We start from the raw sequence: 24,735 nt of genomic DNA, 5'->3' as shown, positions 1-24,735 counted from the left end.
AATGATCAAACACGCTAATTTTACGCAACTGGTTGAAGGTGATTACCAGCTAAAACGCTTGGTAAAGCAGCTCGACCAGCTCAATGGGCTGCTAGAGATTGTGCGTTCGGCCGTGGCGCCAGAATTAGCTCGGGTGTGCCAAGGCACAGCTTGGTCGGGCACCACTTTGCTGGTGGCGGTACCTGGCAGCGCCGCGGCAACGCGCTTGCGTCAGGCCGAACCCGCTATTTTGGCCGCATTAGGCCAAGCTGGTGTGCACGCTACCGCAATCCGCGCCAAGGTGCAAGTGGCGCTGCAGCAAGGAAATCCGCTACAAACCAAGACCTTACGAATGACAGAGCCGGCAAAGGCTGCTTTTTCAGAGCTACAGGCTCAGGTTGATGACCCCGCTCTAAAAACCGCATTAAGCAATTTATTGCGACATCATCAGCGTAAACAGGGCTGATTACCCGGCCTGGGCAGCAATAAAAAATAGGTAAAAAAACGGGCGCCGATTTTGCAAAAGGCGCCCGGTCAACAGGGAGGAGATGAGCAAAATGCACACTTGCATTGCACACTTGATGGTAAGAGTGTGGGCGCAGCCTCCGGTTCCCAAGCCCTGGTGTAAATATTCACGTTTTGCCCGTTGGGGCTAATTTCCGTTGTATTTAAATCTGCCGTGGCTTGGGCTCTCCGGGCGCGTGAAGAAAATTTCATCTTTGCCAGCAGTCATTACAGTGTCCTTAAGTCTATAATCGCGCACCGTTTAACCAATTCGCACGAGTGCCACATGGATCCGATTTTGTTGTTTCATTCCCTGATTATGGGTTTGGTCGAAGGGATTACCGAGTTTCTGCCTATTTCTTCGACTGGCCATTTGATCTTAACGGGTGATTTGCTGGGGTTCTTAAGCAAAGAAAAACGTGACGTTTACGAAATCTTTATCCAGTTGGGAGCGATGCTGGCTGTGGTCTGGGAGTATCGGGCCAAGATTGGAAAAACCTTCCAAGGGGTGAGCCGCCCTGGTGGTGAACGTAACTTGCTGCTGGGTATTGTGATTGCCTTTATTCCGGCCGCGATTTTAGGCAAGCTGTTTTCCGAAAGTATCAAAGCGGTGTTGTTTAACCCCGTTGCGGTGTCGGTAGCGTTTATCGTGGGCGGGCTAATTATCTTGTGGGCAGAAAAACGCCAACATACGGTGACTGTGGCCACTGTCGATGATCTAAGCCTGAAAGATGCGTTAAAAGTAGGCTTATGCCAATGTTTGGCGTTGATTCCAGGTACTAGCCGCTCTGGTGCGACGATCATCGGTGGTATGTTTCTTGGGCTGTCGCGTAAAGCCGCGACAGAGTTTTCGTTCTTTCTCGGGATTCCAACCCTAGGCGCGGCGTCGTTGTATAGTTTACTAAAACATCGACACGTTTTAGATAGTGCCGATATTGGCATTTTCGCGGTAGGGTTTATTTCATCATTTATTTTTGCATTTATTGCTATTCGCGCCTTAATTAGATTTATTTCTACACATACTTTTGTCGTGTTTGCCTGGTACCGCATCGCGTTTGGTTTAATTGTGCTGGCCACGTGGCATTTTGGTTGGGTGAATTGGAATGCTGCCTAGCTGGGGTATACATCGTACGCTTAGATAAATAGAGGCTGCTGTGCTTATACCTATGCCGCTCATTGTGAGCGGCATTTTTTATGCCTGTAATTTGTATTTGATCTAAGTCAAATAAAGCATTTTTTAACTCTCTGTATTGATTTTGCAATTGAGGACTAGGTCTTTTATCAAGATTGCAGTGGCTAGGGTAAAATTACCATTCTTTTACAACGGCAGAGAAATGTGATGGGTAAGGTAAGTCGTATAGGGCTGTTTCTAGCTTTAATTATGTTCGGAGCGATTGCGCAGGCTTTTGAATTAAGTCGTACAGATTTGCCTGAGCGAGTGAAGCGTGGGGACTTTACATTACCGATGGTTTTGTTGGGTACCGATGTTGAAGTGTATGAGTTCTCCGCAAGCGGTGCGATTACGATTATGCGCGAAGATACTCAGCAAGCTCAGACCGCAGTAACGCAAGCTGTCGATCAGTATTTTGCTGCTCGCCCCAATAATAAATTGATCAAACTTGATGATTTAAGTGCTGCTGAGAAAAGCGAGATCAAAGAATATTTTGCCCTATTTGACGTGGTAAGCCGCAGCTCACAGCAAGTGTTTGCTGCAGGTTGGGAAGAGCGGCGGCAACATTATGACTACACCTTGGGTAGTGGCTTGCCATGGCTCAAGCAAAAAACGGGTAGTCGGTATGCGTTGGTTGTTAGCGGCTTGGATTTGGTCAGCAGTGGTGGTCGTGTTGCAATGGCGTTTTTGGGGGCTGCCGTAGGGATTGGTATTCCAATGGGGCAATCATATACCAGCCTCGGTATTGCGGATTTGGATAATGGGGATATTGTTTGGCTAAGTCGTGATAACAGTGGTTTCAGCGATTTGAAACATGCGGAAACGACCAAGCAGCGTTACAAACAACAGCTTGACCAAATTTTAGGCAAATAAGTCATGGCTGGCATGAAACCCCAACTTTGCCTCGTGAGTACTTTGCTGGCTTGGGCCTTAAGCTCCCAAGCCCACGCCTATGAGTTACTCACGCCCGAGATGGTAACTAAACTCGTCCCCGCCGAGAGCAATCTGTGGTTTGAAGCAGAACGTGCCGAGAATGTCCTGAAAGAACAAGGTCGAACCATCGAGAACGCGCCATTGCAAGCGTATGTACAGCAAGTGATGGATGGCTTGTATCCAGAATGGAAAGGCATTTTGCGGGTACAGGTGATTGATGACCCCGTCTATAACGCCTTTGCCATGCCAAATGGCGCGGTGTATATCCACTCAGGGTTACTGGCTAGGCTTGAAAATGAGGCTCAACTTGCAACGGTGCTCAGCCATGAGGCGGGGCATGTGATTTATCGTCATGGCTATCGTTTGCGCAACTCGGCAGATGGTTTGGCAGTGGTGACTGGCTTGGTAACGGTAATTAACCCACTGGTTGGGTTGCTTGGCGTTTTCACGCAGACAGCAGGGTTGTATGGGTTCTCACGCGATAATGAACGTGAAGCTGATCGGGTAGCATTTCAGCGCCTTTCTCAGAATGGTTATGATTTGCGCGAAGCGACGCGTACCTTCCAAATGTTGGCCGAAGAAGCGCTGGCAGTGAAAGATACCAATCCACCTCCCTATGTGTTTGCCACGCATCCAAAACTGGAGGAGCGCGAGGATAGCTTCAAGGCGCTACTTGTTGCCAAGAATGCACAAGGTGGTGAGTTAGGTAAGGAGCGCTTCGAACAAGCTACGCGGGTTTTGCGGCAAACCCAACTCAAAAATGACTTTCAGGCGGCTAGGTACACCCAGCTCATTACCGCAATGAGCAAGGTCGAGAATAGAAGCCGCTATGGCATTGAAGCCGATTTTTACTTGGCAGAAGCATATCGTCTGCGCAAGCAAAGCGGAGATTCTGGTTTAGCACGCTCATCCTATTCCGAGGTTTTAAAGCAGCAACCGCAGCACATCGGTGCCATGCGAGGGTTAGCTAATCTTTCCTATCGGGAAGGCAAACTAGATGAAGCCAGCAGCTTGCTGGAGTCGATTTTGCAAACGACGCCATTAAGCGAAGCGGATGCGGGCTTTGCTCGGCAATTACTCAACAAAGTTAACACTAAACGAAATCCTGACGCCGTGGCTACCGTAGCGTCTGCAACACCACAGGAAGAAAAAAAATGAAGAAAATATTTTCACTGATTATCACTTTTGCGCTGTGCTTGGGCTTGGCTGCATGTGCACCTTGGGCAAAAATTCGCGAAAATAAAGTTGAACAAGATGCAAGCAAGTTAGTGTCATTCTCTGCGCCGCTCAATTGGATGCAATTAATGCAGCCACCAGCTAATGCCTCAAATTGGCGTTACACGCGCGACGGGTTTGCCATGCAGGAACTGGTCATCAGTTATGACACCCCTGAAGTAGCAATCCGCTCATTGTCGGGTAAGCACGATTTTCAGGCGCAATTAAAGTTAGAAGAAGATTTTGATTCTTCTGAGTTGGCGGATCAATTCTTAGGTCAGTTACAGAAAGCCTATGCCGCGCTAAATCTGAATATTCAGGTATTGGAGCGAGGCCCTGCGACGATTGCTAATCGTGATGCATACCGGTTGTTGCTGACTTGGAAAAATGCTAAAGGCCTAGACTATCAACAAGAAATCTATGGCACAGTTTATAAAGGCAAGTTGCTAATCATCGCGTATTCGGCAATTCGGAAGAATTTCTGGCAACGTGATTATCCGCAATATCAGCAGTTATTAGCTTCAGTGAAATTGCGCTGATCAAGAGAAAAGGAGTGGTGCTAGACCACTCCTTTTTATGCTGATCTGTTTATCCGGGTGATTTGAATAATGCTGGTCAATCAACTGAAATTGCCTGCAGCAGGTTGGCACAGCGCTGGCTCAGATAGCTTTGCAGCGCTTGCACAATCGGGCTGATCTGGCGGCGGTCGGCGCATAGCAAGTTGAGCGGAGCAGCTTCGCCTTCCAAATCGGGGCAGAGGCGGATCAAGCGACCGGCCTGTAAATCATCCGCAATATCTAATTGTGATTTGTAGGCAATTCCAAAACCCGCTACCGCCCACCGGCGTACAGCATCTCCATCGAGCGCAACCCGATCCCCGCTAACCTGAATTGATATTTCCTGCCCCAGCGCGCGAAAACGCCAACGGTCATACACATAGTCGCCCAGCATAAAGCACAGACAATTGTGCTGCGCCAGATCGCTTAATTGTTTTGGTGTGCCATGCTGCACCAAGTAGGAGGGCGCGGCACACAGCACGCGCCGATTGTCGCTGCAAACGGGTAATGCAATCATCGCCGAATCGGGCAGGCTGCCATAACGCAAAGCCAGATCAACCGACTCACGAAAAATATCCGCTAGCCGATCTGAAATCGCCACGCGTAATTTGATTTGCGGGTATAGGCGTTGAAACTCATCGAGCCATGGCAGGATGACGTTGCGCCCCAGATCGGATGGCAGCGAAATCTGCAATAAACCACTGAGCTGATCACCCGCCTGCACTGCACGGCAGCCATCCTGGAGCAGTTGTACTGCGGGCAGGCAATGTTGCAAAAATACTTCGCCGGCATGGGTGAGTCGCAAACTACGGGTGGAGCGAATAAACAGCGCGGTATTGAGCTGGGCTTCTAGGCGCTTGATGGCAATGCTGGTGGCGGCCGGGCTTAAATCGAGCAAGCGGGCGGCATCGGACAGGCTGCCGGTTTGGGCGGTATGGATAAAAATCTCAAATTCGCGCAGCAATTTCACCGCAGATCCCTCGTTATTTTCAATAAATTGTTGAAGATCTTTATCTGAATAGCAAGTTTATTAAATTTTTATCGACTGTAATAATGACCTCACTGAAAGATTGCTGCGTCTTCGAGGACTTTGACCATGTTTAACCAGTTATTTAGCACGACGGCATTAGCGGACTTGCCACTGACCAACCGGATCGTCATGGCGCCGATGACGCGTTGCCGTACCACCCAGCCGGGCGATGTTCCCAACGCCTTGATGGCCGAGTATTACGCTCAGCGCGCCAGCGCTGGCCTAATCATCAGTGAAGCCACGCAAATTTCTCGTCAAGGGCAGGGCTATAGCTTTACGCCGGGTATTTACACTACAGCGCAAATCAATGGCTGGCGCTTGGTGACCGACGCGGTGCATGCCGCGGGTGGCAAAATCTTTTTGCAGTTGTGGCATGTGGGGCGGATGTCGCATGCGTCATTTCATAACGGAGAAGCGCCAGTCGCACCATCGGCCATTTTGCCGCAGGCACAAGTCTGGGTTGCCGATGAAAGCGGCAAGGGCGCGATGGTCGATTGTCCGCTGCCGCGCGCGCTTGAAACCGCTGAAATTGCCGAGATCGTCGATGATTTTCGCCGTGGCGCAGCCAATGCAATGGCTGCCGGTTTTGACGGGGTGGAGATTCATGGCGCTAATGGTTATTTAATTGATCAATTTTTACGCACCACCTCGAACCTGCGCCAAGATCAATACGGCGGCAGCCGCGAAAACCGCGTGCGCTTTTTGCAGGAAATCACCGCCGCCGTGGTCGATGAGGTTGGTGCCGAGCGTGTTGGCGTGCGTCTTGCTCCGTTTATCACCGCCCGTGGCATGAATTGCCCCGACATTATTCCAACCATATTGCTGGCGGCTGAGCAACTCAATAGCCTAGGGATTGCCTATCTGCATTTATCTGAAGCCGATTGGGATGATGCGCCGGTGGTGCCGCTGTCATTTCGCCAGCAATTGCGCAATACCTTTACTGGCGCATTGATCGTGGCCGGTGGCTACACGCCAGAAAAGGCCGAGTTGATTTTGAGCCAAAGTCTGGCCGATCTGGTGGCGTTTGGCCGACCCTTTATCGCTAATCCCGATTTTCCGCGCCGCATTGCCACTGGGCAGTCGTTGGCGCAACTGGATGGCGCAACGCTATTTGGCGGTAATGCCAAGGGTTACACCGATTATCCCGCAGCGACTTAATTCCCTTTAATCCATCTATCGCAGCTCGCCCACGGCTTTGATGGCCGTGCGGGTGGGCTATTGCCGAAAATTTTAGGAGTTCACCATGAAAGCCATTGCTTACCAAACTGCCCACGCGCTGACTGCCGAGGTGGGTTTGCAAGATATCGATTTACCCGTACCGCGCCCAGAAGGTCGAGAACTATTGATCGAGGTACAAGCCGTATCGGTCAATCCGGTTGATACCAAGATTCGTAATGGGGTCAACGCGCCAGATGGTGCATGGAAAGTGCTGGGGTGGGATGCCACCGGTGTGGTTACTGCAGTGGGGCCACAGGTGAGCTTGTTTAAAGTGGGTGATCGGGTCTGGTACGCCGGTGATATTTCGCGCCAAGGCAGTAATGCGCAATACCAAACGGTGGATGAGCGGATTGTCGGCCGTATGCCGAGCAGCCTAGATTTCGCTGCCGCCGCAGCCTTACCATTGACCGCGATTACCGCGTGGGAAATGTTGTTTGATCGCCTGCAAATTGCCCGTTCGCCAACACCAAGCGGGCAGCAACTGCTGATTATTGGTGCCGCGGGCGGCGTGGGCTCAGTGATGATTCAATTGGCGCGGCAATTAACTGGGCTGACGATTATTGCTACCGCCTCGCGGCCAGAAACGCAGCAATGGGTGCAAGATTTAGGCGCGCATCATGTGATTGATCACCGTTTGCCGCTGAGCGAAGAGCTGCAGCGCATTGGCATCCCGCAGGTCACACACATCGTTAGCCTAAACCAGACTGAACAGCATTTGCCACAAATTCTGGAGAGCATCGCCCCGCAAGGCCATTTTGGTTTGATTGACGATCCACGGGTACTCGATGTGATGCCGTTCAAGCGCAAAAGCGTGGCGATCCATTGGGAACTGATGTTTACCCGCTCGCTGTACCAGACTGCCGATATGATTGAGCAGCATCATTTGCTGAATGCCGTGGCTGATTTAATTGATCAAGGCGTGCTGCGCACCACGGTGAATGAGCAATTTGGCGTGATTAATGCAGAAAATCTTCGCCGCGCCCATGCGCTACTCGAAAGTGGCCGTGCGCAAGGCAAGATTGTTCTGGCAGGGTTCTGATTGTAATTGTGTATGGGTATTGCTCTGTATGTTATTTTTTTGTATGGCTTATAGGGCAATACCCATGGTTAATTGCCGCTGGCGCTGATCATGCGCTAGCAGTATTCCCAATATCATGCCGCGCTGGTCGATGCTATATTCTGCCCATCAATTTCAGCCAGAGTGTATGCCATGAGCGCAAGCCCAATTCATCCTGCCTATCCAATTGGGCAGCCGCTGCAAGCGTGGGGAGTGGTTGAACGCCAGCAATGGCTCAGTCAGCAATGTGTGCAGCGTAGCTATCAGGCAGAGGTCGTGGCGCCACTGCTCGCCAATTTGCCCGCGCAGGCGCAGCTGATTGAATACGGTACGCTGGATTACACCCAGCTCGGTTTATCGAGTTATCCGCTCTATGCCGTAAAAAGCTGCCAGTGGCAGCCTGAACGACCAACTGTATTGGTGACGGGTGGGGTGCATGGTTATGAAACTAGCGGCGTGCATGGCGCCTTGCAGTTTATCGCAGAAGCTTTTGCCGTTTATAGCGAGCAAGTCAATTTGCTGGTGCTGCCATGCATTAGCCCATGGGGCTATGAAACCATCAACCGCTGGAACCCCTTAGCGCTTGATCCCAATCGGCATTTTATTGCCGCTAGCCCAGCTCCAGAGTCCGCTGCGGCCATGGCCTGCGTGGCGCAATATGCGCCTGAGCTGCTATTGCACATTGATCTGCATGAAACCACTGATACCGACAATAGTGAATTTGGCCCCGCCAAGGCGGCCCGCGATGGCGTCGCATTTGATTGGCACGCTATTCCAGACGGCTTTTATCTGGTGGGCGATACCGAGCGCCCGGAGCCAGACTTTCAGCAAGCGCTCATTCAAGCGGTGGCGCAGGTGACGCATATTGCTTTACCCGATGAGCATGGCTGCATTATTGGCGAACCATTACAGCAGCACGGGGTGATCAATTATGCCAAACGGGAATTGGGTTTATGTGCCGGTATGAGCGCTGCCCGCTATGTCAGCACCACCGAAGTGTATCCCGATAGCCCACACGCGAGCCCCGCTCAATGCAATCGCGCCCAGCTCGTTACAATTACGGCAGCGATTGATTATGTCTTACGTCACCCAGCATCTGCCAGTGCCACTTAAAGCTGTGGCACACTGCTAGCTTGAATACGTAAGGATGTGTGATGACCGCTCAGCGTCGTACTGGCCTGTTACTGATTATTGTTTCTGCCATCGCTTTTGGCTGGATGCCGATTTTCGGCGTCTGGGCGTATGACGCACACAGTGCCGGTGGGCTCAATACTCAAGGCTTGCTGCTGATCCGCTTTAGCTTGGCTGCAGTGGTCATGACCGCCGTGATGCTATGGCGGCGGGCACCTTGGCCGCGTGGGCGCACATTACTTGGCCTGATGGCGATGGGGGGCTTGGGCTATGTGGGGCAGGCATTTTGCTATTTTTCGGCCCTGCAATATGGCTCGGCGGCACTGGCGGCCTTATTGCTGTACGTGTATCCGGTCGTGGTGACGCTGGCCTGTGCTTGGTGGTTAAAAGAAAAACTGGCGCGTCGAACCGTGTTTGCCTTGGTGTTGGCGTGTATTAGCTTACTCCTCACTATTGGCCCCGCCGGTGGGCAGTCGTTGGGGGTGATGTTTGGCCTGCTGGCTGCACTGATTTACTCGGGCTACATTCTGGCCGGTAGCCGCTTAACGCCGATTGCGGGGGCGTTGCCCGCCGCTACTGTGGTGATGGTATCAGCCGCGCTAAGCTTATGGTTGAGCACGCTCTGGCATAGCCCCAGCTGGCCTAATTCCACAAGCAGCTGGCTGGCGGTGACGGCGATTGCACTGGTTTCGACGGTGGTGGCAATTTTTGCCTTTTTGGCGGGTCTTGATTATCTGCCTGCCAGTGAGGCTTCTACGCTGTCAACCTTGGAGCCTGTGGTGAGTGTGCTCCTGGCGGCGTTGATTTTGGGTGAACATCTATCGGGTTTGCAATGGATAGGTGGGGTGGGTATCTTGGTGGCAGCCTTGTTGATTGCTACTAACCGAGTGATACCTGATTAAAAGCTATCTGGCTATGCTTATCATGGGTCTTGATGGAAATAGCGCTGCCGCAACTTGTCGAGCTGGCCGCTTTTTTGCAGTGTACTAAAAGCCTGATTCAAGCGGCGGACTAGCTCGGGGTCGGCATTGCGATTGAGCGCAAAGTAGTAATCAAGGCTATTGTCCAAAATCAGCGCTTGGGTAAATTGATTCAGATTCGCGCCGATAGATTTTGCTTGCCAGGCCGCAGCCCAATCAAGGATGGCAATCATGTCGTTGCGGCCAGCCATCAATTTGCGCAGATTGATTTGATCGTTCGGAGCCAAATCTAGTGATTTTTCAATGACAAACCCACTTTGCTGCAATTTTTTTGCACTGGCAGATTCCCGCGTTGCACCAATCACATATTGCCGCGCATCATCCAGATTGCTCAGCTTGATATCGCCTCGGTTAGCTAATCGAAGCAGGATAATTTTACGATCACTAATTGGCCCCAGCCATAAATAGCGGTTTTCGCGTTCTGGGGTGCGGGTGATGGTAAATAAAATTCCATGTGGGTCTTTATCGGCATATTCGACGGCTCTGGCCCAGGGCAAAACTTCAATGCTGATACTAACACCAGCTTGTTTAGCCAGCAGTTGCAGCAGTTCTACGCTAAATCCCTGTGGCTGTTGCTCTGCTAAATAATTTAGCGGTGGTAGCTCTTCGGTGTAGGCGTGAAAATCAGCCGCCAACAGCGGTGAACTCAAGGCTAACAATAGTAGCCAGCGCACAAGCATTCGCAGTCTCCAAAATATCGCTTGGTTTAATGTATCGCTCAGATGTTACGAATTTAAGCATAAACTTTACTCGGGGCATGTAAACCTCGCTGCGTTTCTTCGGCGGTCGATCTGCTGGCGCGGCTCCCCGCTTGGTGATGTATTCCTTGGCTGGCGTGCTTCATTCTAGGTTTAAGGGCTGGGCATGGTCTGCATCGGCAAATCGGCTTCAATACTGGCGACAATCGGGTCGTGGCTGATTTGCTCCAATTTTACTTGCAATGCCACGAGCGCTTGTGGTGGCATTAAGCGCGCAGTGTGAAAGCCACTGCCTAAATCGCGCTCATAGGCCATGCCCAACTGATAGCGCTGCGCTAGCTCGCTGACTGCTTGATCTGCAGGCGTTTGCGCTGTTTTGAAACTGATTACAACTCGCTCAATCAGCGGGGATGAGGGCGCGACTTTGCCACCCGCGGTGGCATTCACACAGGCACTTAAAATGCAGCACCCAAGTAATGCAAACAGCGAAGTGAAACGCAAACTGGATTGACGCATGATTGATTCCCAAAAAAGTTGTCCATAAAAGCCTGAATATCCCTGCCGCAGCAGGGCGGCAGGGGGGATATTACAAAAGCTTATTTGCGTGTGGCAGTCGCTTGACTAGCCCAAGGGCCCCATTGCGCGGCACCAGGTTGTTCACCTTGTGTCCACCATTTAGCCGTATAGGTTTGGCCATTGAAGCTAACACACTTGCCTGCGGTGTAGGTCGTAGTGGCTGACCAAGCAGGGCAGCTTGGGTTCGGCGCCGTCGTTGGTACTTGGGTTGGCACTAATGTTGGCGCTGGACTTGGGCTAATTATTGGCGCTGCGGTTGGCTTGGGCGTTTGAATTGGAGCCGTGGTCGGTGCTGGCGTGCTTGAGCCTCCCGTACACGCTCCAATGTCCTGCCATAAAGTGCCGGTTGATTTAGGGTTCCAATTTGCACCTTTGTATGCGACATGGGTGCTGATCGCCCGGTAATTGCGGCCATCGTAGGTCACCATATCACCTGCGGTATAGGTTTTGCCTTCAGCCCAAGCGCTATAGCAACCTGCCACCGGTGTGGGTGCGGGCGTTACCACTGGTGGTACGGTTGGTTTTGGTGTCACAACAGGCGGTGTGCTTGGTGCTGGTGTCACCACGGGTGGTGTTGTTGGTGCTGGGGTGATGACGGGCTCGGTATTATCTCCCGCCGATTGTTTGGCCAAACGAACTGCGCCTGCCGCATTCAGAATACCTGCACCGCAATTGCTGGTTGTGCAGCCACCGGTGGCTGGGAATGCGGTCGCAGATTGCTTGAGCAGGCTCACCACATCGTTGAATTTGAGTTTCGGGTTTGCGCTGAGCATCAGCGCTACCGCTGCAGAGACATGCGGTGTGGCCATCGATGTGCCGTTCATGCCTTTGTAACCAGCCCCATTGGCGGATAAGTCCACCCGATCAGCACTCAGATTCACGGTTGAGGTAATGCGGATGCTGCCGTTGCCACCTGGTGCCGCCAAAGTGATTTTGCTGCCGTAATTAGAGTAGCTGGCTTTTTCGCCGGCTTTACCTGTTGCAGCTACGGTAATGACGTTTGCGCAGTTGGCTGGCGTAGCTTGTGATGCATCGCGGTTTTCATTACCACCAGCAACCACCACAATTGCGCCTGCGTTGGTCGCATCATTAATGGCAGATTGATAGAAGCTTGGGCAAGTGGCCGAGCTGCCACCCAAACTCATATTGATGACTTTGGCGGGGTTGGGGTTTGGAATCGAAGGATGTACGCCTGCGGCCCAGCGAATGGCATCGGCGATATCAACGGCCGAGCCGCCACCTTTACCCAAAGCGCGTACGGGCAAAATACGCGCATTGTACGCTCCGCCAATCACGCCAACGCCGTTGTAGCCCAATGCGGCAATCGTGCCTGCAACATGTGAGCCGTGGAATGAGCTAGAGCCGGCTTGCTGGCAAATGCCATTAGTCACATCCGCGCTGGTACACCAATCCCCTTGGTCCAGACCGCTGGCAATCGGCTGGATCGTGCGTGAGCCCGTCGTCCAGTCGCACGTCCCTGCGCGATAGCAATCGCTAATAAAAGTGTAGCCAGCGGATACATAATTGCCGCTCAATGGGCTCAATTGTCCCAAATCTGGGTGTGGTACTGCGCCAGTATCGACAATCCCGACCACAACGCCTTGGCCATTAACGTATTCCCATGCACCGATAAAGTCGGCGCCATAGCTGCTGTTCGGGCTAATAGCTTGCAAGCCCCACAGTGAATTCCAGAGGCTATCGGTCGGTTGGGTTACCCCCATCGGCATCATCCAGACATCGGCTTCAACGGCTTCAAACTGGCCGCTGGCTTGTAATTTGGCGATGTAGGCTTTGAGCTCGCTGGCCGATAGGCCTTTGGGTAGTTGCAATACATGCGATTGGCCATCACCCATGGTAAAAGCATGTTTGGCTTTATTGCCTGCGGCGGTTTGCAGGGTTTGGCTAACATCATCGGCACTCATGCTGCGCATCATGGGTGATGCTTTCAGTTTGACGACGATACGATCAACCGTTTCGGCTTGTGCGCTCAGTGACAAAGACGCAAGGGCGCCCGCCACCAGCATTGCGCTGCGTGTGAATTTCATATCAGGATCTCCATCCATTTTGGTGAGTTATGCGCCCAAGACCTACCGTTTGCGCCGGTTTATGTTTTATCGATGACCGAGGGCTAGGGCAGCTTATTGCATTTGTCATATTGCAATACTTGCGGATATCCCTAATTCAGACCAGTCTATTCGCCACTGCTAATAAACCAGTATTTTCAAATGGGTATATGTGCAATAGCTGCGTATTAATTGACTTTTAGGGCAATACATCTGGGGTGTAATTGATGTCATAGCTTGGGCTAATACCACTTTGTCGCAAAAAGTGCTGATGGCTAGCACAATGGCTTATTAATCAGTTGCTTGTAGCGAGTTTGTTAACTTGCGCTCTAGACCACACTTAATAAAAAACCCTGCCGCAATGGGCAGGGTCGGGTGATGCACAGTACTAACTTGGCTCGGTGAGTGCGGCTGACGCTCATAGTGATCTGGCTTACCTAGTTGTGAAGCCCCTCATAATCAAGCGAGTGCGAGTGCAGCTTTTATATCACTAGCGTTATCGGGTTGACTGGCACGGCTGAGTACGGCTTGGACGCTCGTTGGGGCGGCATGACTCAGTTTAAATACGCTCACTGCATCCGAGAGTGAGCGAGCTTGTTCTTGCAACGATTCGGCGGCTGCAGCAGCTTGCTCTACCAGCGCGGCATTTTGCTGGGTCACTTCATCCATTTGAGTCACGGCCTGATTGACCTGAGCAATGCCAGCGCTTTGCTCTACCGATGCATGGGCAATTTCGCTAATTAATATGCGTACCCGTTCAATACTATTTTCAACTTTGCTCATGGTGTCGCCAGCTTGATGTACTTGCTGGCTACCATGCTCCACCTGTGTAACCGAGTCATTAATCAGCACTTTAATTTCCTTGGCGGCGACGGCTGAACGTTGCGCCAGATTGCGTACTTCTGAGGCAACCACGGCAAAGCCACGCCCTTGTTCGCCTGCTCGGGCGGCTTCTACTGCGGCATTAAGTGCCAGAATATTGGTTTGAAACGCAATGCCATCAATGACGCTGATAATGTCGACAATTTTGCGCGAGGCTTCCTGAATCGCGCTCATGGTATCGACCACTTTGCGCACCATAATGCCGCCTTCCTTGGTGATATCGGCGGAGGATTGCGCCAAATCGTTGGCTTCCTTGGCGTTTTCTGCATTTTGGCGCACCGTGCCGGTTAGCTCCTCGGTGCTGGCCGCGGTTTCTTCCAGATTGGCGGCCTGCGCTTCCGTCCGGCGCGACAAGTCGGCGTTTCCTTGCGCAATTTCGCTGGAAGCGTGGGAGATGGTGATGCCCGATTGCTGAATCTCACCCACTAAATGCTGCAGGTTGGCCACCGTGGTATTGACCGCCTGACTGGTTTCGCCAAATAAACCGGGATATTGCTGCGTAATAGTTTGGGTGAGATCGCCATCAGCCAATGCGCTGGACACGCGCATCACATCGCGTAGCCCCGTTTCGGTCACACTGGATAGCTGGTTTAGCTGTTCGGCCAGCTTGCGTGAAAAACCCTGTTTGTCATTGAGCCCTAACCGCACACCCAGATCGCCGTGCAATGCAGCCGCGCTGACCATTTGATCAACTTCGCCGATGATTTTGGTTAAAGCCGCAACGGTTGCATTGACTCCGGTTTTAGTGCGCCCAAACAAACCGGGGTAATCCTTGCTGATGGTTTCGTTAAGATCTCCACGCGCCAAAGCTTCGGATACTCGCAGCACATCATTAAAACCGATATCACAGGTCACAATCAGCTGATTCAAATCTTCCAACATGGCTTTAAACATATAGCGGTACTGGCTGGCATCACAGCGCGGGCTGAAATCACCGTTAGCGCCAGCTTCAGCCAGACGCTGAATATCGCCGCTAATCGCCAATAACGCTCGTTTTACCTCAGCAATAGATTGGGTAATCTGGGCTTTCTCGCCTGGCAGCTCCGGCATGTCCGGGGTGAAATTGCCTTGCGAGTATTGGGCAATAACGTCAATCGTCTGCTCGATGACTTCAATATGACCCGCTACCAATTGATTCACTTGCTCGGCCATGTCACCAAATGTACCGGGGTATTGGCTGGAGTCGAGTCGTGCGCTCATGGTGCCTGCGCTGTGCTGTTGCGCCATCACTTGTTGGGCGGAGACAAAGCTGCAAATCGAGGTTTGCATCTGTTGCATGGCTAACATTAATTGCCCGGTTTCATCTTGGCTGTGAATGGCAATTTGATTATCCAACTGGCCATTAGCGATATTTTTGGCGACGCTAACCGCACGCGATAGCGGTAGCGAAATCGCGCGAATCAATAAATAGCCCGATAGTGCCGCTAGCACGAGCCCAAGCCCTATCAAACCGAATGCTAAATTTCGCACCTGAGTGAAGGTGGCTTGCGAAGCGATAAATTCAGCTTTTGCTACACTCAGTTGCAAATTAATCAACTCGTTGATTTTGTCGCCAATCGGATCAATGCTGGTGTAAAGCGGGCCATCAAACTGACTCAACTGGCCCTTCAGATTGCCATGTTTACCCTCTAGAAAGCGAGTTAAAGCGCGAACATCTTCATTGGCATGGCCAAATAGTAGTTCGGCCTCTTTAGCAAGCTTGGCCTCTTCGGGGGTTAGGGTGGTGCTCATGTATTTTTTCCACTGCGCATCGATTTCCTTGCTGGCGGCATTGACTTTGACCAACGTCGGCTCGGCATCTACTAGCCCGGCGTTGGCTTTGTTGACGGCATCAATCACACTCACCGCGTAATCGTCTGCGATTAATTTAAGCTGCTGCAGTGGGACCACGCGGTCTTCATACACGGTTTTCAGTGATTCATTGCTAGTGCCTAGGCTATGAATACCTAGCCCACCGATTACGATCAGCAGTAAAGCCAGAAATGCGATGGTGTATATCAAACGAGACTTGATTGAAAGCTGCATAGTGGTCACCTTGGTCGTATGTCTTTTAAAGTGCCCCGCTCATTGTGTCTTACTATCGGCGAAGCTATTTGGTAATCTTGGTGATAGCTTATGGCCAATCCAAATGGAACCCATATTTGTTTGGCATACTGGCATTCGGATGAGCGGTGCAACAAAAATTGAATGCTGCGTTGCCACCACCCCTTAAGTTCCGTTGCTCAGTGGATTGCATGCAGTAAACTAGGGTTTTGGCTGGAGGGCTGCAGATGTTACGGGGTTTGCTGTTAGCGCTGGGGTTCAGTGCTGTGGCCCATGCGGGCGAGGTAAAAATAGCGGTAGCGAGTAATTTTGTTGCGCCACTACAGCAATTGGCGAGCGAATTTCAGCAGCAAACCGGTCATCGCTTGCAGATTTCGAGTGGTGCAACGGGCAAACTGTTTGCACAAATCAGTAATGGCGCGCCGTTCGAAGTGTTTCTGTCCGCCGATGATGAGGCGCCAGCAAAATTGGTAGCAGCTGGTCTGGCTCGAAAAGATACCCTGTTTACGTATGCAACCGGACATCTTGTTTTGTGGAGTTCAGTGAGCAATACCCCCGATGAAAATACGTTGAAAACCAATGCTTTTAATAAGCTGGCGCTCGCCAACCCGAGTGTCGCGCCCTATGGCCGCGCGGCGCTGGAATATCTGCAGTCGCAAGGCTTGCACGATCGATTAAAAAACAAGCTGGTGTATGGCGAAAATATCGCGCAGGCGCAGCAGTTTGTTGCCACTGGCAATGCCCAATATGGCCTGATTGCCGCTTCGCTGGTGATGCGTGATGGGCAATTTACGATGGGAAATGGTTGGCTGATTCCGGCTCAATACCATCAGCCGATTCGACAAGATGCGGTGTTGCTCAATGTGGGGCAGGGCAATGCGGCGGCGACGGCCTTTTTGCAATACCTCAAATCCGCGCCGGCCCAGCGCATCATTCGCCGCTACGGCTACCAATAATGCTCAGTGCTGACGATTTCGCTGCGATTCATCTAACCATCAAGCTGGCCGCCACTACCACGGTCATCTTGCTGATGTTCGCCACGCCGTTGGCGTGGTGGCTGGCGCGTAGTCACGGCTGGTGGGCCAAAGTGATTGGTGCGGTGGTCACCTTGCCGCTGGTGCTGCCACCCACGGTGATTGGCTTTTATTTACTGATTACGCTGGGGCCACAGGGTAGTCTGGGGCAGCTTACCCAAGCGTTGGGGCTAGGCTTGCTGCCATTTACCTTCTGGGGGCTGGTGCTGGCCTCGATGATTTATTCATTGCCATTTGCGGTACAGCCCCTGCAGCAGGCCTTTGCCGCCATCGGCGAGCGACCGCTCGAAGTGGCGGCCACCTTGCGCGCCTCGCCGCGCGATACGTTTTTTAGTGTGGTGTTGCCGCTGGCCAGACCCGGTATCATCACCGCCGCCGTGATGAGCTTTGCGCACACCGTCGGCGAATTTGGTGTGGTGTTGATGATCGGTGGGAATATCCCGCACGAAACGCGGGTGGTGTCGGTGCAAATTTATGATCATGTCGAAGCGCTGCAATACACCCAAGCGCATGCCCTGGCGCTGACGATGCTGGTATTTAGTTTTATCGTGTTACTTGCACTGCATATTTTGAATAAGCCAGTGCGAACCATTTAATTCATTTGGAACAAAGCAATGAGTACTGTTGAAATCGAAGTGGCCAATTTTTACCGCGAAGTCGCGCAAACCCAAACCATCTGGAGCATCAAAGACGACGTCGGTTTCCCCGCACCCATCGGCGGCAAAGGCAAACGCGCGATGCCGTTCTGGTCGAGTAAAGCGCGCGCTGCAGAAGAAATCGCCAACGTGCCGTCTTTCAAAGGTTTTGAACCGGTGGCAATTGCGTGGGACGTTTTCACGCAGCAAATGCTGCCCGGTATGGAGCGCGATGGCTTGCTGGCGGGCGTGAACTGGTCGTCGATTACGGCGGTGTCGGTAGATGTGACGCCGAGTGAGCTAAAAGCCAGTGTTGAGCAGGCAGTTCAGCAGTAAACCAATCGGCACGAATGTCACTCCTTGTTAAGTCAGAAGCGATGAAGATAGCGATTTATTTACTACTTATTGTGGTTGTTTTCTTCGCTTCTTCATGGGGGTTGATTGAAGGCTTTCGCAGTCTAAGCGAGATGTTGTTTATACCCTACGAACAAAGCGTTTATCTGCATCTAACGGGAAACGGAGTTATTAATCAATCGCCATTCTTATTGTTTTCTGCATTTCTGCTGAACTTTGTACTGTTATCAGTGCCTTCGAGCTATTGGAGCGAGTGGCAAGCGCTGCCCAAACGTGATTTAGTACTGCGCCAAGCACGCAGGAAAAAGCTCAATGCGAGAATGTTGAATTCTCTGTGGAAATTAATCGTTGTCGCATTGTTGATTGCGGCCCCTGGCTTGCGTCAGTACACCGTTTTAGTGAATGACAAAATTGTTGAGCAATCTTGGTATTCCTTGCGTCCAGAAGTTTATCCACTAAAGCAGGTGCGTTGCATTGAGCGTTCAACCAGTAATCGCGGCGCGGTGTTTCAAACTTTGTATTTTCAGGATGGTCGCCGACTTGTTTTGAGCGGCTTGGACACGAGAGTGAGGCAAATAATCCAGCAGCATCAACGTGAGCCGGTTTCAAACGCATGTCGTGCAATGCAAGCGAATGATTGATCTTGGGGTTAGAGGTTTGAGCGGCGAAAATAAAATCCAATTGGCGGCTAAATTCGATGATTTCACACTGGCAGTGAATCTCGATCTACCTGTTCGCGGCGTGTCGGTACTGTTCGGCCCTTCGGGCTGTGGCAAAACGACGGTGTTGCGCGCGATTGCGGGGCTAGCGCCGCAGGTGCGCGGCGTGGTGAATATCGCGGGTGAGCTGTGGCAGGACGAGGTGACTTTTGTGCCGTCGCATTTGCGCGGCGTTGGCATGGTGTTTCAGCAGCCGAGTTTGTTTGCGCATTTATCGGTTGCACAAAATTTGCAATTTGGGCTTCAACGCACGCCAGAGTCACAGCGGCGCGTGCGTTATGAGCAGGCGCTGGATTTGCTGGGTATTGCGGCGCTGTTGCCGCGTAAACCGGCACAGTTATCGGGTGGTGAGCAGCAAAGGGTGGCGATTGCGCGTGCCTTGCTGGCGTCCCCGACGCTATTGCTGCTTGATGAGCCGCTGGCGGCACTCGATGCGCCGCGCAAGGCCGAGTTGTTGCCGTATCTGGCGCAACTCAATCGTGAGTTAAATATCCCGATGGTGTATGTTACTCACGCCATGGATGAAGTCAGCCAGCTGGCTGACTATCTGGTGCTGATGAGCGCCGGGCGGGTGATTGCGCAGGGCGATCTGGCCAGCACGCTGGCTCGACCGGATTTGCCAGTGCAGTTTGCTGAGGAGCGCTCGACGATTCTGGATACCCGCGTCGTTGAGCTCAATGCCGATTTTCATCTGACCCGCTTGGCCTTTGGGTGTGATGGTAGCGGTGGTGAGCTATGGGTGCCAAACAAACAGCATCAGCTGGGCCAAGCTCAGCGGCTGAGGATTATGGCGCGCGATATCAGCATCGCGACTACGGATGAAGCGCACAGCAGTATTGTGAATCGTCTACCCGCACAGATCACAGCACTATTGCCGACGACGCATCCGGCGCATGTATTGGTGCAAATGTCGGTGCATGGTGTGACGTTGATGGCGCAAATTACCGCTTTGTCGCAAGCGCGGCTGCAATTGGCGGTGGGGCAGACCGTGTGGGCGCAAGTGAAGGCGGTAGCCTTGTTGTAGCTGCAGAGCGTGCAGATACCCGCGTTGGTATTGCGCTATAGGACAATACCAAATTATCCCCAACGCATATACCCTATTGGCGATTCGTATCTGATTGTCTCATTAAGTATTACATTACAGTGACTTAGCTAGGCAAGGCGGCGCGAGCTACGGATAATTCATGTCTGAAGCGAATCTGTCTAAATTTGGGGTGGGTGTGAAAGTATTTTCCGAGCGTTTGCATTTATTGATATTGGTCGCAAGCCTGCTGGTGCTGGGTTTTTTGACCACCAGTTTGGCCAGCTATTGGGTTTCCCGCGATGAAATCCATCATGGCATTGTAAAAAATGCGCTCCCGATGACGGGCGATAATATCTATTCCGAAATTCAGAAAGACATGCTGCGCCCCGTGTTTATTTCATCCCAAATGGCGCACGATACTTTCGTGCGCGATTGGATGCTCAAGGGGGAGCAAGATACCAGCCAGATCGTTCGCTATCTCACTGAGGTGAAAGAAAAGAATGGCACCTTCACTAGTTTTTTGGTGTCCGATAAAACTCACCGCTACTACCATCCCGGCGGAGTTTTGAAAGAAGTGCGTGAAAGCGATGTGCGCGATGCGTGGTTTTTCCGTGTGCGCGCGATGAAAACGCCATTTGAAACCAATGTTGATGCCGATATGGCGCATCGTGACCGGATGACCATTTTTATTAATCATCAGGTGCTCGATTTCCAAGGGCAATTTATTGGTGCGATCGGGGTTGGCGTGACCTTAGACACCATGGCGCAACTACTCAAAAGTTACGAGCAACGCTTTGGGCGCCGAATCTATTTTGTGAACCCGCGGGGCGAGGTGGTGCTCACGGCACAAAAGACACAGTTGCGGGGCTCGATTCGTGACCATTTGGGCTTAAATCAGGTGGCCGCCCAGATTATCAATCAGGATACCAAGCCCACCCAGCTGAGCTATCAGCTCAACGGTCAGGAAATTCAGCTTAACTCACGGTTTATCCCTGAGCTGGGTTGGTATTTGATTGTGGAGCAAAATGAAACCGAGATCCTGCGCCCGGTGCAGCGTATTTTGCTGATCAATCTGGCTATTTCTGCGCTGATCACTTTGCTGGTACTCGCGGTGGCGCTTTACAGTATTAATCGCACTCAGTGCCAATTGGAGCAATTGGCCAGTACAGATGCGCTGACTCAGCTGCCTAACCGCCAAGCTTTTGAGGTGGTATTGCAGCAAAAACTGAATGAATTAGCGCGCCGCCCCAGAGCGATTTCCGGGGTATTTATGGATATCGACTGGTTCAAACAAATCAATGATCAGTTTGGTCACGCGCAAGGGGATGCCGTATTGCAGGAGTTCGCGCAGTTATTGCGACATCAATCGCGCGCCAGTGATGTAGTGGCCCGCTGGGGAGGGGAAGAATTTATCCTGATTCTGGATGATTGTGATCTGGATAATGCAGTCGAATTGGCTGAAAAATTGCGTCAGACGGTAGAGCAACATCCGTTTCAATTGCCGCGCCAGACGGGCATAACCATTAGTGTGGGAGTTACCCAGTGGCAAGAGCAGGAAAGCTCGGCTGATTTTTTCCAGCGTTTGGACGATTTGCTGTATCAGGCCAAAACCACCGGGCGTAATCAAGTCGTGCATCAACGTAAGCCAGAGTAATACTTGGCGTGAAATGGCGTGAATAGTCACTAGGGTAGCAAGACGAAACCGCTTATGCTGTCGACATGACTGGCAAGGAGCATAGTGTATGAAAACAGTACAAAAAATCACCCTTTGCGCAGCAGCCGTTGCTGCTTTGACTTCTGCTGCAGTGATGGCCGAAGCTGATCCGATGAAGGCATTTCCACCTGCTGAAGAGGGTTATCAGCGCGTTGTGATTCAATTGCCAAAAGTGAAAAATCCCGAGCTTTATCGAGTGCAACTCATTCCTGGGCAAGTAATGAATGCCGACTGCAACACCCGCAGCTTGCGCGGCGACATTGAAGAAAAAACGGCAGAAGGTTGGGGTTACAACTACTGGGTGGTTGAAAAGGTTGGCCCAGGCCCTAGCACCATGATGGCCTGCCCTCCGGGCTCCACGCGCAAAAAATTTGTGCCGGTGTACTCCGGTGACGATGATTTGATTCGCTACAACCCGAAATTGCCGCTCGTAGTTTATGTGCCGAATCAGCTAGAGCTTCGCTATAAAATTTGGAGTGCCCCTGAGCAAGCGACGATTGCTAAGCAGCCGTAAGTCTTACGCGAGATGGGTTCAAAAAAACGGGGCATTTGCCCCGTTGTTTATTACGCGCTATCTTGCTAGCCGCCAATCAAGTTATGCCAAGATTTTTTTGCGCACTTCGCCTGCACTGCTGCCGAAATGCGCCCGATAGCGGCGTGAAAAACTGGCGATTTCCTCATAACCTACGGCGGTAGCAACCTCGCTGACTGAATAGCGCCCGCTGGCTAATAATTCGCGCGCACGCAACATGCGTTGTTCGATAATCAACTGTAACGGCGTTGCCCCCAGGTTTTTCAAGCAAAGTCGATGAAAATGCGCGGCGCTAACACCATATTGTGCGGCCAGTTGCTCGACTCGCCATGCCTGTGCTGGTGCAAAGCGAATACCATTAAACAAGGCTCGCAAGCGGGTGGCGAGGTCTTCATTGGTGACTGCGCTGGCTAGCATGCGTTTGAGTAAATCCAGTACCAACACCAACGCTTCGCCGCTAAAACTCTCTGCCTGCAAGCGTGCTTCATGGCATAAGGTGTACATGGCGAAAAACAGGCTGTGCGCATTGGGCACCGAGCGCACACTAACCGCCTGATCGGCCAATGAATTCCAGCAAGGTGCATCATTGAGCAAAAACCACGCGCAACGCCACAGCTCGCTCACCCGCTCAAACCCGCTATGACTGTAAGCAGGCAAAATTGCTAGCTGATTGGGGCCGATGGGCACGCGTTGGTCACCAGCAATAATTTCACCTTGCCCTTCCACTCCGACGATGAGTACATGAAACGGCGCGCCAATCCGCTCGACATGCATCTGGCCGCGTGCTTCTGATAGCCCCATAAACAGAATGTCGTAATCGGCCAAGATCGGGAGCTGTGGGTGGTGATATACCCGCGCACCAACGCTCATTTGCTGAGTTTGTGGCCCAATATCAAACATTTCCTGATAAATCATCGACATGACAGGTGCGATCCAGACAAATGGCGTGGCAGATTCGGACATTCTCAGCAGTAACGATCTCACATAGTCTTACTGCTTCGACGCCTATGACATTGGCGATTAGGCGACGATTTAGACCCAAGAGCAATATAAATTTGTAAGCTTGGTAAAAAAACAAAACAGGATGGAATGAGACATGCAGCAAACTACGAATTTCTTACTGGCCGGCTTGCTGGCCAGCGTCACATTAATTGCCCACGCCGCTGCGCCGGCTTGGCAAGAAGGTGCGACCTATGTCGCCGGTAGCAGCGTATCGTACGCGGGCCATGATTATCAGGCCTTAGTGACGCATACCGCCTTTGTCGGTGCGGGCTGGACGCCGAGCGCATCGCCGACTTTGTGGCGTGATCTGGGGCCAAGCTCTGGGTCGGTGGCAACTCCGGCGCCCAGTGTGGCGCCGACGATCGCTCCCACCACGGTTCCAAGCCCAAAGCCAACGGTTATCCCTAGCGCCGCACCAACTCAAGCGCCAACAGCGACCCCCAGCGCGACTAGCCCGGCGACGGGCAATTGTTTGGCCGCATGGCAGAGTGGTATCGCCTATACCGCAGGCCAGCGCGTGAGCTATCAAGGCGTCAATTACGAAGCCAAATGGTGGAGCAACACCGCACCGACCAATGATCAATGGGGCGCATGGAAAAATCTGGGCCGCTGCGATGGCGCAACCCCAACGCCACTAGCCAGCGCTACGCCGACTGCGATCCCAAGCGCTAGCCCGAGCCCAACGGCCAAGCCTACCGCGACGCCAACGATCACACCAACAGTAAGCCCGAGCCCAGCACCCGTTGTAACACCAACGCCTAGCCCAAGTGCGACACCGGCCATTCCGAGTACGGGCTTGTTGTTTGACGACTTCAGCTACAGCACGATCAGCCAGCTTGGCAATAACGGCTGGTCGTTGCGCAGCTGGAACGGTGGCCCCGGCTTGAGTAATGGGCAATGGAGCCCGAATAACATCAGCTTTGTCGCAGACCCGCAGCAATCTGGTAACACGCTAATGCGTTTAAAAGCCAGCACCGCCATCAGTGGCGATCAGATTGTGGGCAATGCCGCTACGGCAGGCAGCAGTTCGCAAGTTGAATTGATGACTTCTGATTCGATTTACCTCAATGGCACTTGGGCGGCGCGCATGTACTTTAACGATGCGCCACTGCGTGGCCCCGATGGCGATTCGGTGATTCAAACCTTCTTTGGTATTACGCGCTACCTTGAAGGGACTGAACCGTACAGCGAGATTGATTTTGAATACCTGCCTAATGGCGGTTGGGGGATTGATTCGCCAACGATGTGGACGGGTACGTATGAAATCGCCGCGTATGATCCACTCAACCATGTAGCCGCGTCGACAGTGAAAAGTTTTGCCGGTTGGCACACCTTGGTGATGAATGTGGCGGATGGCGATATTCGTTTCTACGTGGATGGCAAACTAGTGCAAAGCTACAGCGGGATTGCCCAGCCGGATAATCCAATGTTTATCGCCTTCCAGCTTTGGTTTAGCAATACCGCCATGCCCGATGGCCGCTCCGGCTTTTTGCGCAGCACCGAGTTGCGTGAATATCAGGAAGACGTCGATTGGGTGCTGCACTTGAAGGATCAGCAACTGAGCTTGGCCGAGGTCGAAGCTCTGGTGGCTAATCTGCGCAGCAAAGGGCTGGGTTTTGTGAAAAACATCAAATAGCGTCGATCAATTATTCTTCCAGAGGCGAGCGTGATAGCTCGCCTTTTT

23 protein-coding genes are annotated in these 24,735 nt (G+C 52.2%); 17 read left to right on the top strand and 6 right to left on the bottom strand.

Features of this window, described 5'->3' with window-relative positions; translation table 11 throughout:
* Window position 1 precedes the first annotated feature (1 nt).
* The 5 genes from HZU75_RS06900 (at window position 2) to HZU75_RS06880 (ending at window position 4,341) form a co-directional block, all read left to right on the top strand.
* Complete coding sequence (locus HZU75_RS06900; protein WP_180308401.1) at window positions 2-445, top strand: DciA family protein; 444 nt, start codon at window positions 2-4, stop codon at window positions 443-445.
* A 324-nt stretch (window positions 446-769) separates the two neighbouring features.
* A complete protein-coding gene (locus HZU75_RS06895; RefSeq protein WP_180308400.1) occupies window positions 770-1,597 on the top strand; it encodes an undecaprenyl-diphosphate phosphatase in 828 nt (275 codons plus the stop codon).
* 225 nt (window positions 1,598-1,822) lie between these two features.
* Window positions 1,823-2,527 carry a hypothetical protein gene (locus tag HZU75_RS06890; protein WP_180308399.1) on the top strand — a complete coding sequence of 235 codons (705 nt, stop codon included), beginning with the start codon at window positions 1,823-1,825 and terminating at the stop codon, window positions 2,525-2,527.
* Between the two features lie 12 nt (window positions 2,528-2,539).
* On the top strand, window positions 2,540-3,745 hold the full coding sequence (locus tag HZU75_RS06885; protein WP_180308398.1) for a M48 family metallopeptidase: 1,206 nt from the start codon (window positions 2,540-2,542) through the stop codon (window positions 3,743-3,745).
* Window positions 3,742-4,341, top strand: a complete 600-nt coding sequence (locus HZU75_RS06880; RefSeq protein WP_180308397.1) for a DcrB/PsbP domain-containing protein — start codon at window positions 3,742-3,744, stop codon at window positions 4,339-4,341. The genes HZU75_RS06885 and HZU75_RS06880 overlap by 4 nt, the downstream gene beginning before the upstream one ends.
* A 76-nt stretch (window positions 4,342-4,417) precedes the next feature.
* Here the strand turns inward: HZU75_RS06880 and HZU75_RS06875 are convergent, their stop codons facing one another.
* Entirely contained in the window at window positions 4,418-5,329 is a 912-nt protein-coding gene (locus HZU75_RS06875; RefSeq protein ID WP_180308396.1) for a LysR family transcriptional regulator, read from the bottom strand.
* A gap of 126 nt (window positions 5,330-5,455) precedes the next feature.
* On the opposite strand from HZU75_RS06875, the gene HZU75_RS06870 reads away from it, so the two are divergent.
* The 4 genes from HZU75_RS06870 to HZU75_RS06855 all read left to right on the top strand — a co-directional run bounded on the left by HZU75_RS06870 (window position 5,456) and on the right by HZU75_RS06855 (window position 9,697).
* A complete protein-coding gene (locus HZU75_RS06870) occupies window positions 5,456-6,547 on the top strand; it encodes an alkene reductase (protein WP_180308395.1) in 1,092 nt (363 codons plus the stop codon).
* Window positions 6,548-6,632: 85 nt separating this feature from the next.
* Entirely contained in the window at window positions 6,633-7,646 is a 1,014-nt protein-coding gene (locus HZU75_RS06865) for a zinc-binding alcohol dehydrogenase family protein (protein ID WP_180308394.1), read from the top strand.
* A 171-nt stretch (window positions 7,647-7,817) separates the two neighbouring features.
* The gene (locus tag HZU75_RS06860; RefSeq protein WP_180308393.1) at window positions 7,818-8,777 is read left to right on the top strand and encodes a M14 family metallopeptidase; all 960 of its coding nucleotides are present in this window, start codon (window positions 7,818-7,820) and stop codon (window positions 8,775-8,777) included.
* Between the two features lie 41 nt (window positions 8,778-8,818).
* Window positions 8,819-9,697 carry a DMT family transporter gene (locus HZU75_RS06855; protein ID WP_180308392.1) on the top strand — a complete coding sequence of 293 codons (879 nt, stop codon included), beginning with the start codon at window positions 8,819-8,821 and terminating at the stop codon, window positions 9,695-9,697.
* A 20-nt stretch (window positions 9,698-9,717) separates the two neighbouring features.
* Here HZU75_RS06855 and HZU75_RS06850 read toward each other — a convergent pair whose 3' ends face one another.
* From HZU75_RS06850 to HZU75_RS17740, 4 genes are all read right to left on the bottom strand, one after another.
* Window positions 9,718-10,455: a substrate-binding periplasmic protein gene (locus tag HZU75_RS06850; protein ID WP_180308391.1), complete on the bottom strand. Its 738-nt coding sequence runs from the start codon at window positions 10,453-10,455 to the stop codon at window positions 9,718-9,720.
* A 171-nt stretch (window positions 10,456-10,626) separates the two neighbouring features.
* The gene (locus tag HZU75_RS06845) at window positions 10,627-10,989 is read right to left on the bottom strand and encodes a hypothetical protein (protein ID WP_180308390.1); all 363 of its coding nucleotides are present in this window, start codon (window positions 10,987-10,989) and stop codon (window positions 10,627-10,629) included.
* Window positions 10,990-11,069: 80 nt separating this feature from the next.
* Complete coding sequence (locus HZU75_RS06840; RefSeq protein WP_180308389.1) at window positions 11,070-13,094, bottom strand: S8 family serine peptidase; 2,025 nt, start codon at window positions 13,092-13,094, stop codon at window positions 11,070-11,072.
* Between the two features lie 477 nt (window positions 13,095-13,571).
* Complete coding sequence (locus HZU75_RS17740; protein ID WP_180308388.1) at window positions 13,572-16,019, bottom strand: methyl-accepting chemotaxis protein; 2,448 nt, start codon at window positions 16,017-16,019, stop codon at window positions 13,572-13,574.
* A gap of 245 nt (window positions 16,020-16,264) precedes the next feature.
* On the opposite strand from HZU75_RS17740, the gene modA reads away from it, so the two are divergent.
* From modA to eco, 7 genes are all read left to right on the top strand, one after another.
* A complete protein-coding gene (gene modA, locus HZU75_RS06830) occupies window positions 16,265-16,993 on the top strand; it encodes a molybdate ABC transporter substrate-binding protein (protein WP_180308387.1) in 729 nt (242 codons plus the stop codon).
* Window positions 16,993-17,667, top strand: a complete 675-nt coding sequence (gene modB / locus HZU75_RS06825; RefSeq protein ID WP_180308386.1) for a molybdate ABC transporter permease subunit — start codon at window positions 16,993-16,995, stop codon at window positions 17,665-17,667. The genes modA and modB overlap by 1 nt, the downstream gene beginning before the upstream one ends.
* Window positions 17,668-17,685: 18 nt before the next feature.
* The gene (locus tag HZU75_RS06820) at window positions 17,686-18,042 is read left to right on the top strand and encodes a DUF2750 domain-containing protein (protein ID WP_180308385.1); all 357 of its coding nucleotides are present in this window, start codon (window positions 17,686-17,688) and stop codon (window positions 18,040-18,042) included.
* A gap of 14 nt (window positions 18,043-18,056) precedes the next feature.
* Window positions 18,057-18,701: a hypothetical protein gene (locus HZU75_RS06815; protein WP_180308384.1), complete on the top strand. Its 645-nt coding sequence runs from the start codon at window positions 18,057-18,059 to the stop codon at window positions 18,699-18,701.
* A 16-nt stretch (window positions 18,702-18,717) separates the two neighbouring features.
* Window positions 18,718-19,803 (top strand): molybdenum ABC transporter ATP-binding protein, encoded by a 1,086-nt coding sequence (modC, locus tag HZU75_RS06810; RefSeq protein ID WP_228028222.1) that lies wholly within the window; start codon window positions 18,718-18,720, stop codon window positions 19,801-19,803.
* 160 nt (window positions 19,804-19,963) lie between these two features.
* On the top strand, window positions 19,964-21,457 hold the full coding sequence (locus HZU75_RS06805; RefSeq protein ID WP_228028221.1) for a sensor domain-containing diguanylate cyclase: 1,494 nt from the start codon (window positions 19,964-19,966) through the stop codon (window positions 21,455-21,457).
* A gap of 88 nt (window positions 21,458-21,545) precedes the next feature.
* A complete protein-coding gene (gene eco, locus HZU75_RS06800) occupies window positions 21,546-22,031 on the top strand; it encodes a serine protease inhibitor ecotin (RefSeq protein ID WP_180308383.1) in 486 nt (161 codons plus the stop codon).
* Window positions 22,032-22,112: 81 nt separating this feature from the next.
* On the opposite strand, the gene HZU75_RS06795 is transcribed toward eco, so the two are convergent.
* The gene (locus HZU75_RS06795; protein WP_180308382.1) at window positions 22,113-23,012 is read right to left on the bottom strand and encodes a helix-turn-helix transcriptional regulator; all 900 of its coding nucleotides are present in this window, start codon (window positions 23,010-23,012) and stop codon (window positions 22,113-22,115) included.
* A 133-nt stretch (window positions 23,013-23,145) separates the two neighbouring features.
* Between HZU75_RS06795 and HZU75_RS06790 the strand changes: the two genes are divergently transcribed.
* Entirely contained in the window at window positions 23,146-24,687 is a 1,542-nt protein-coding gene (locus tag HZU75_RS06790; RefSeq protein ID WP_180308381.1) for a carbohydrate-binding protein, read from the top strand.
* The last annotated feature ends 48 nt before the right edge of the window (window positions 24,688-24,735 follow it).

It is taken from the genome of Chitinibacter fontanus, from assembly GCF_013423785.1.
GTDB lineage: Bacteria > Pseudomonadota > Gammaproteobacteria > Burkholderiales > Chitinibacteraceae > Chitinibacter > Chitinibacter fontanus.
The sequence above is the reverse complement of the archived record's forward strand: the minus strand, read 5'-3'. Positions and strand labels throughout refer to the sequence as shown.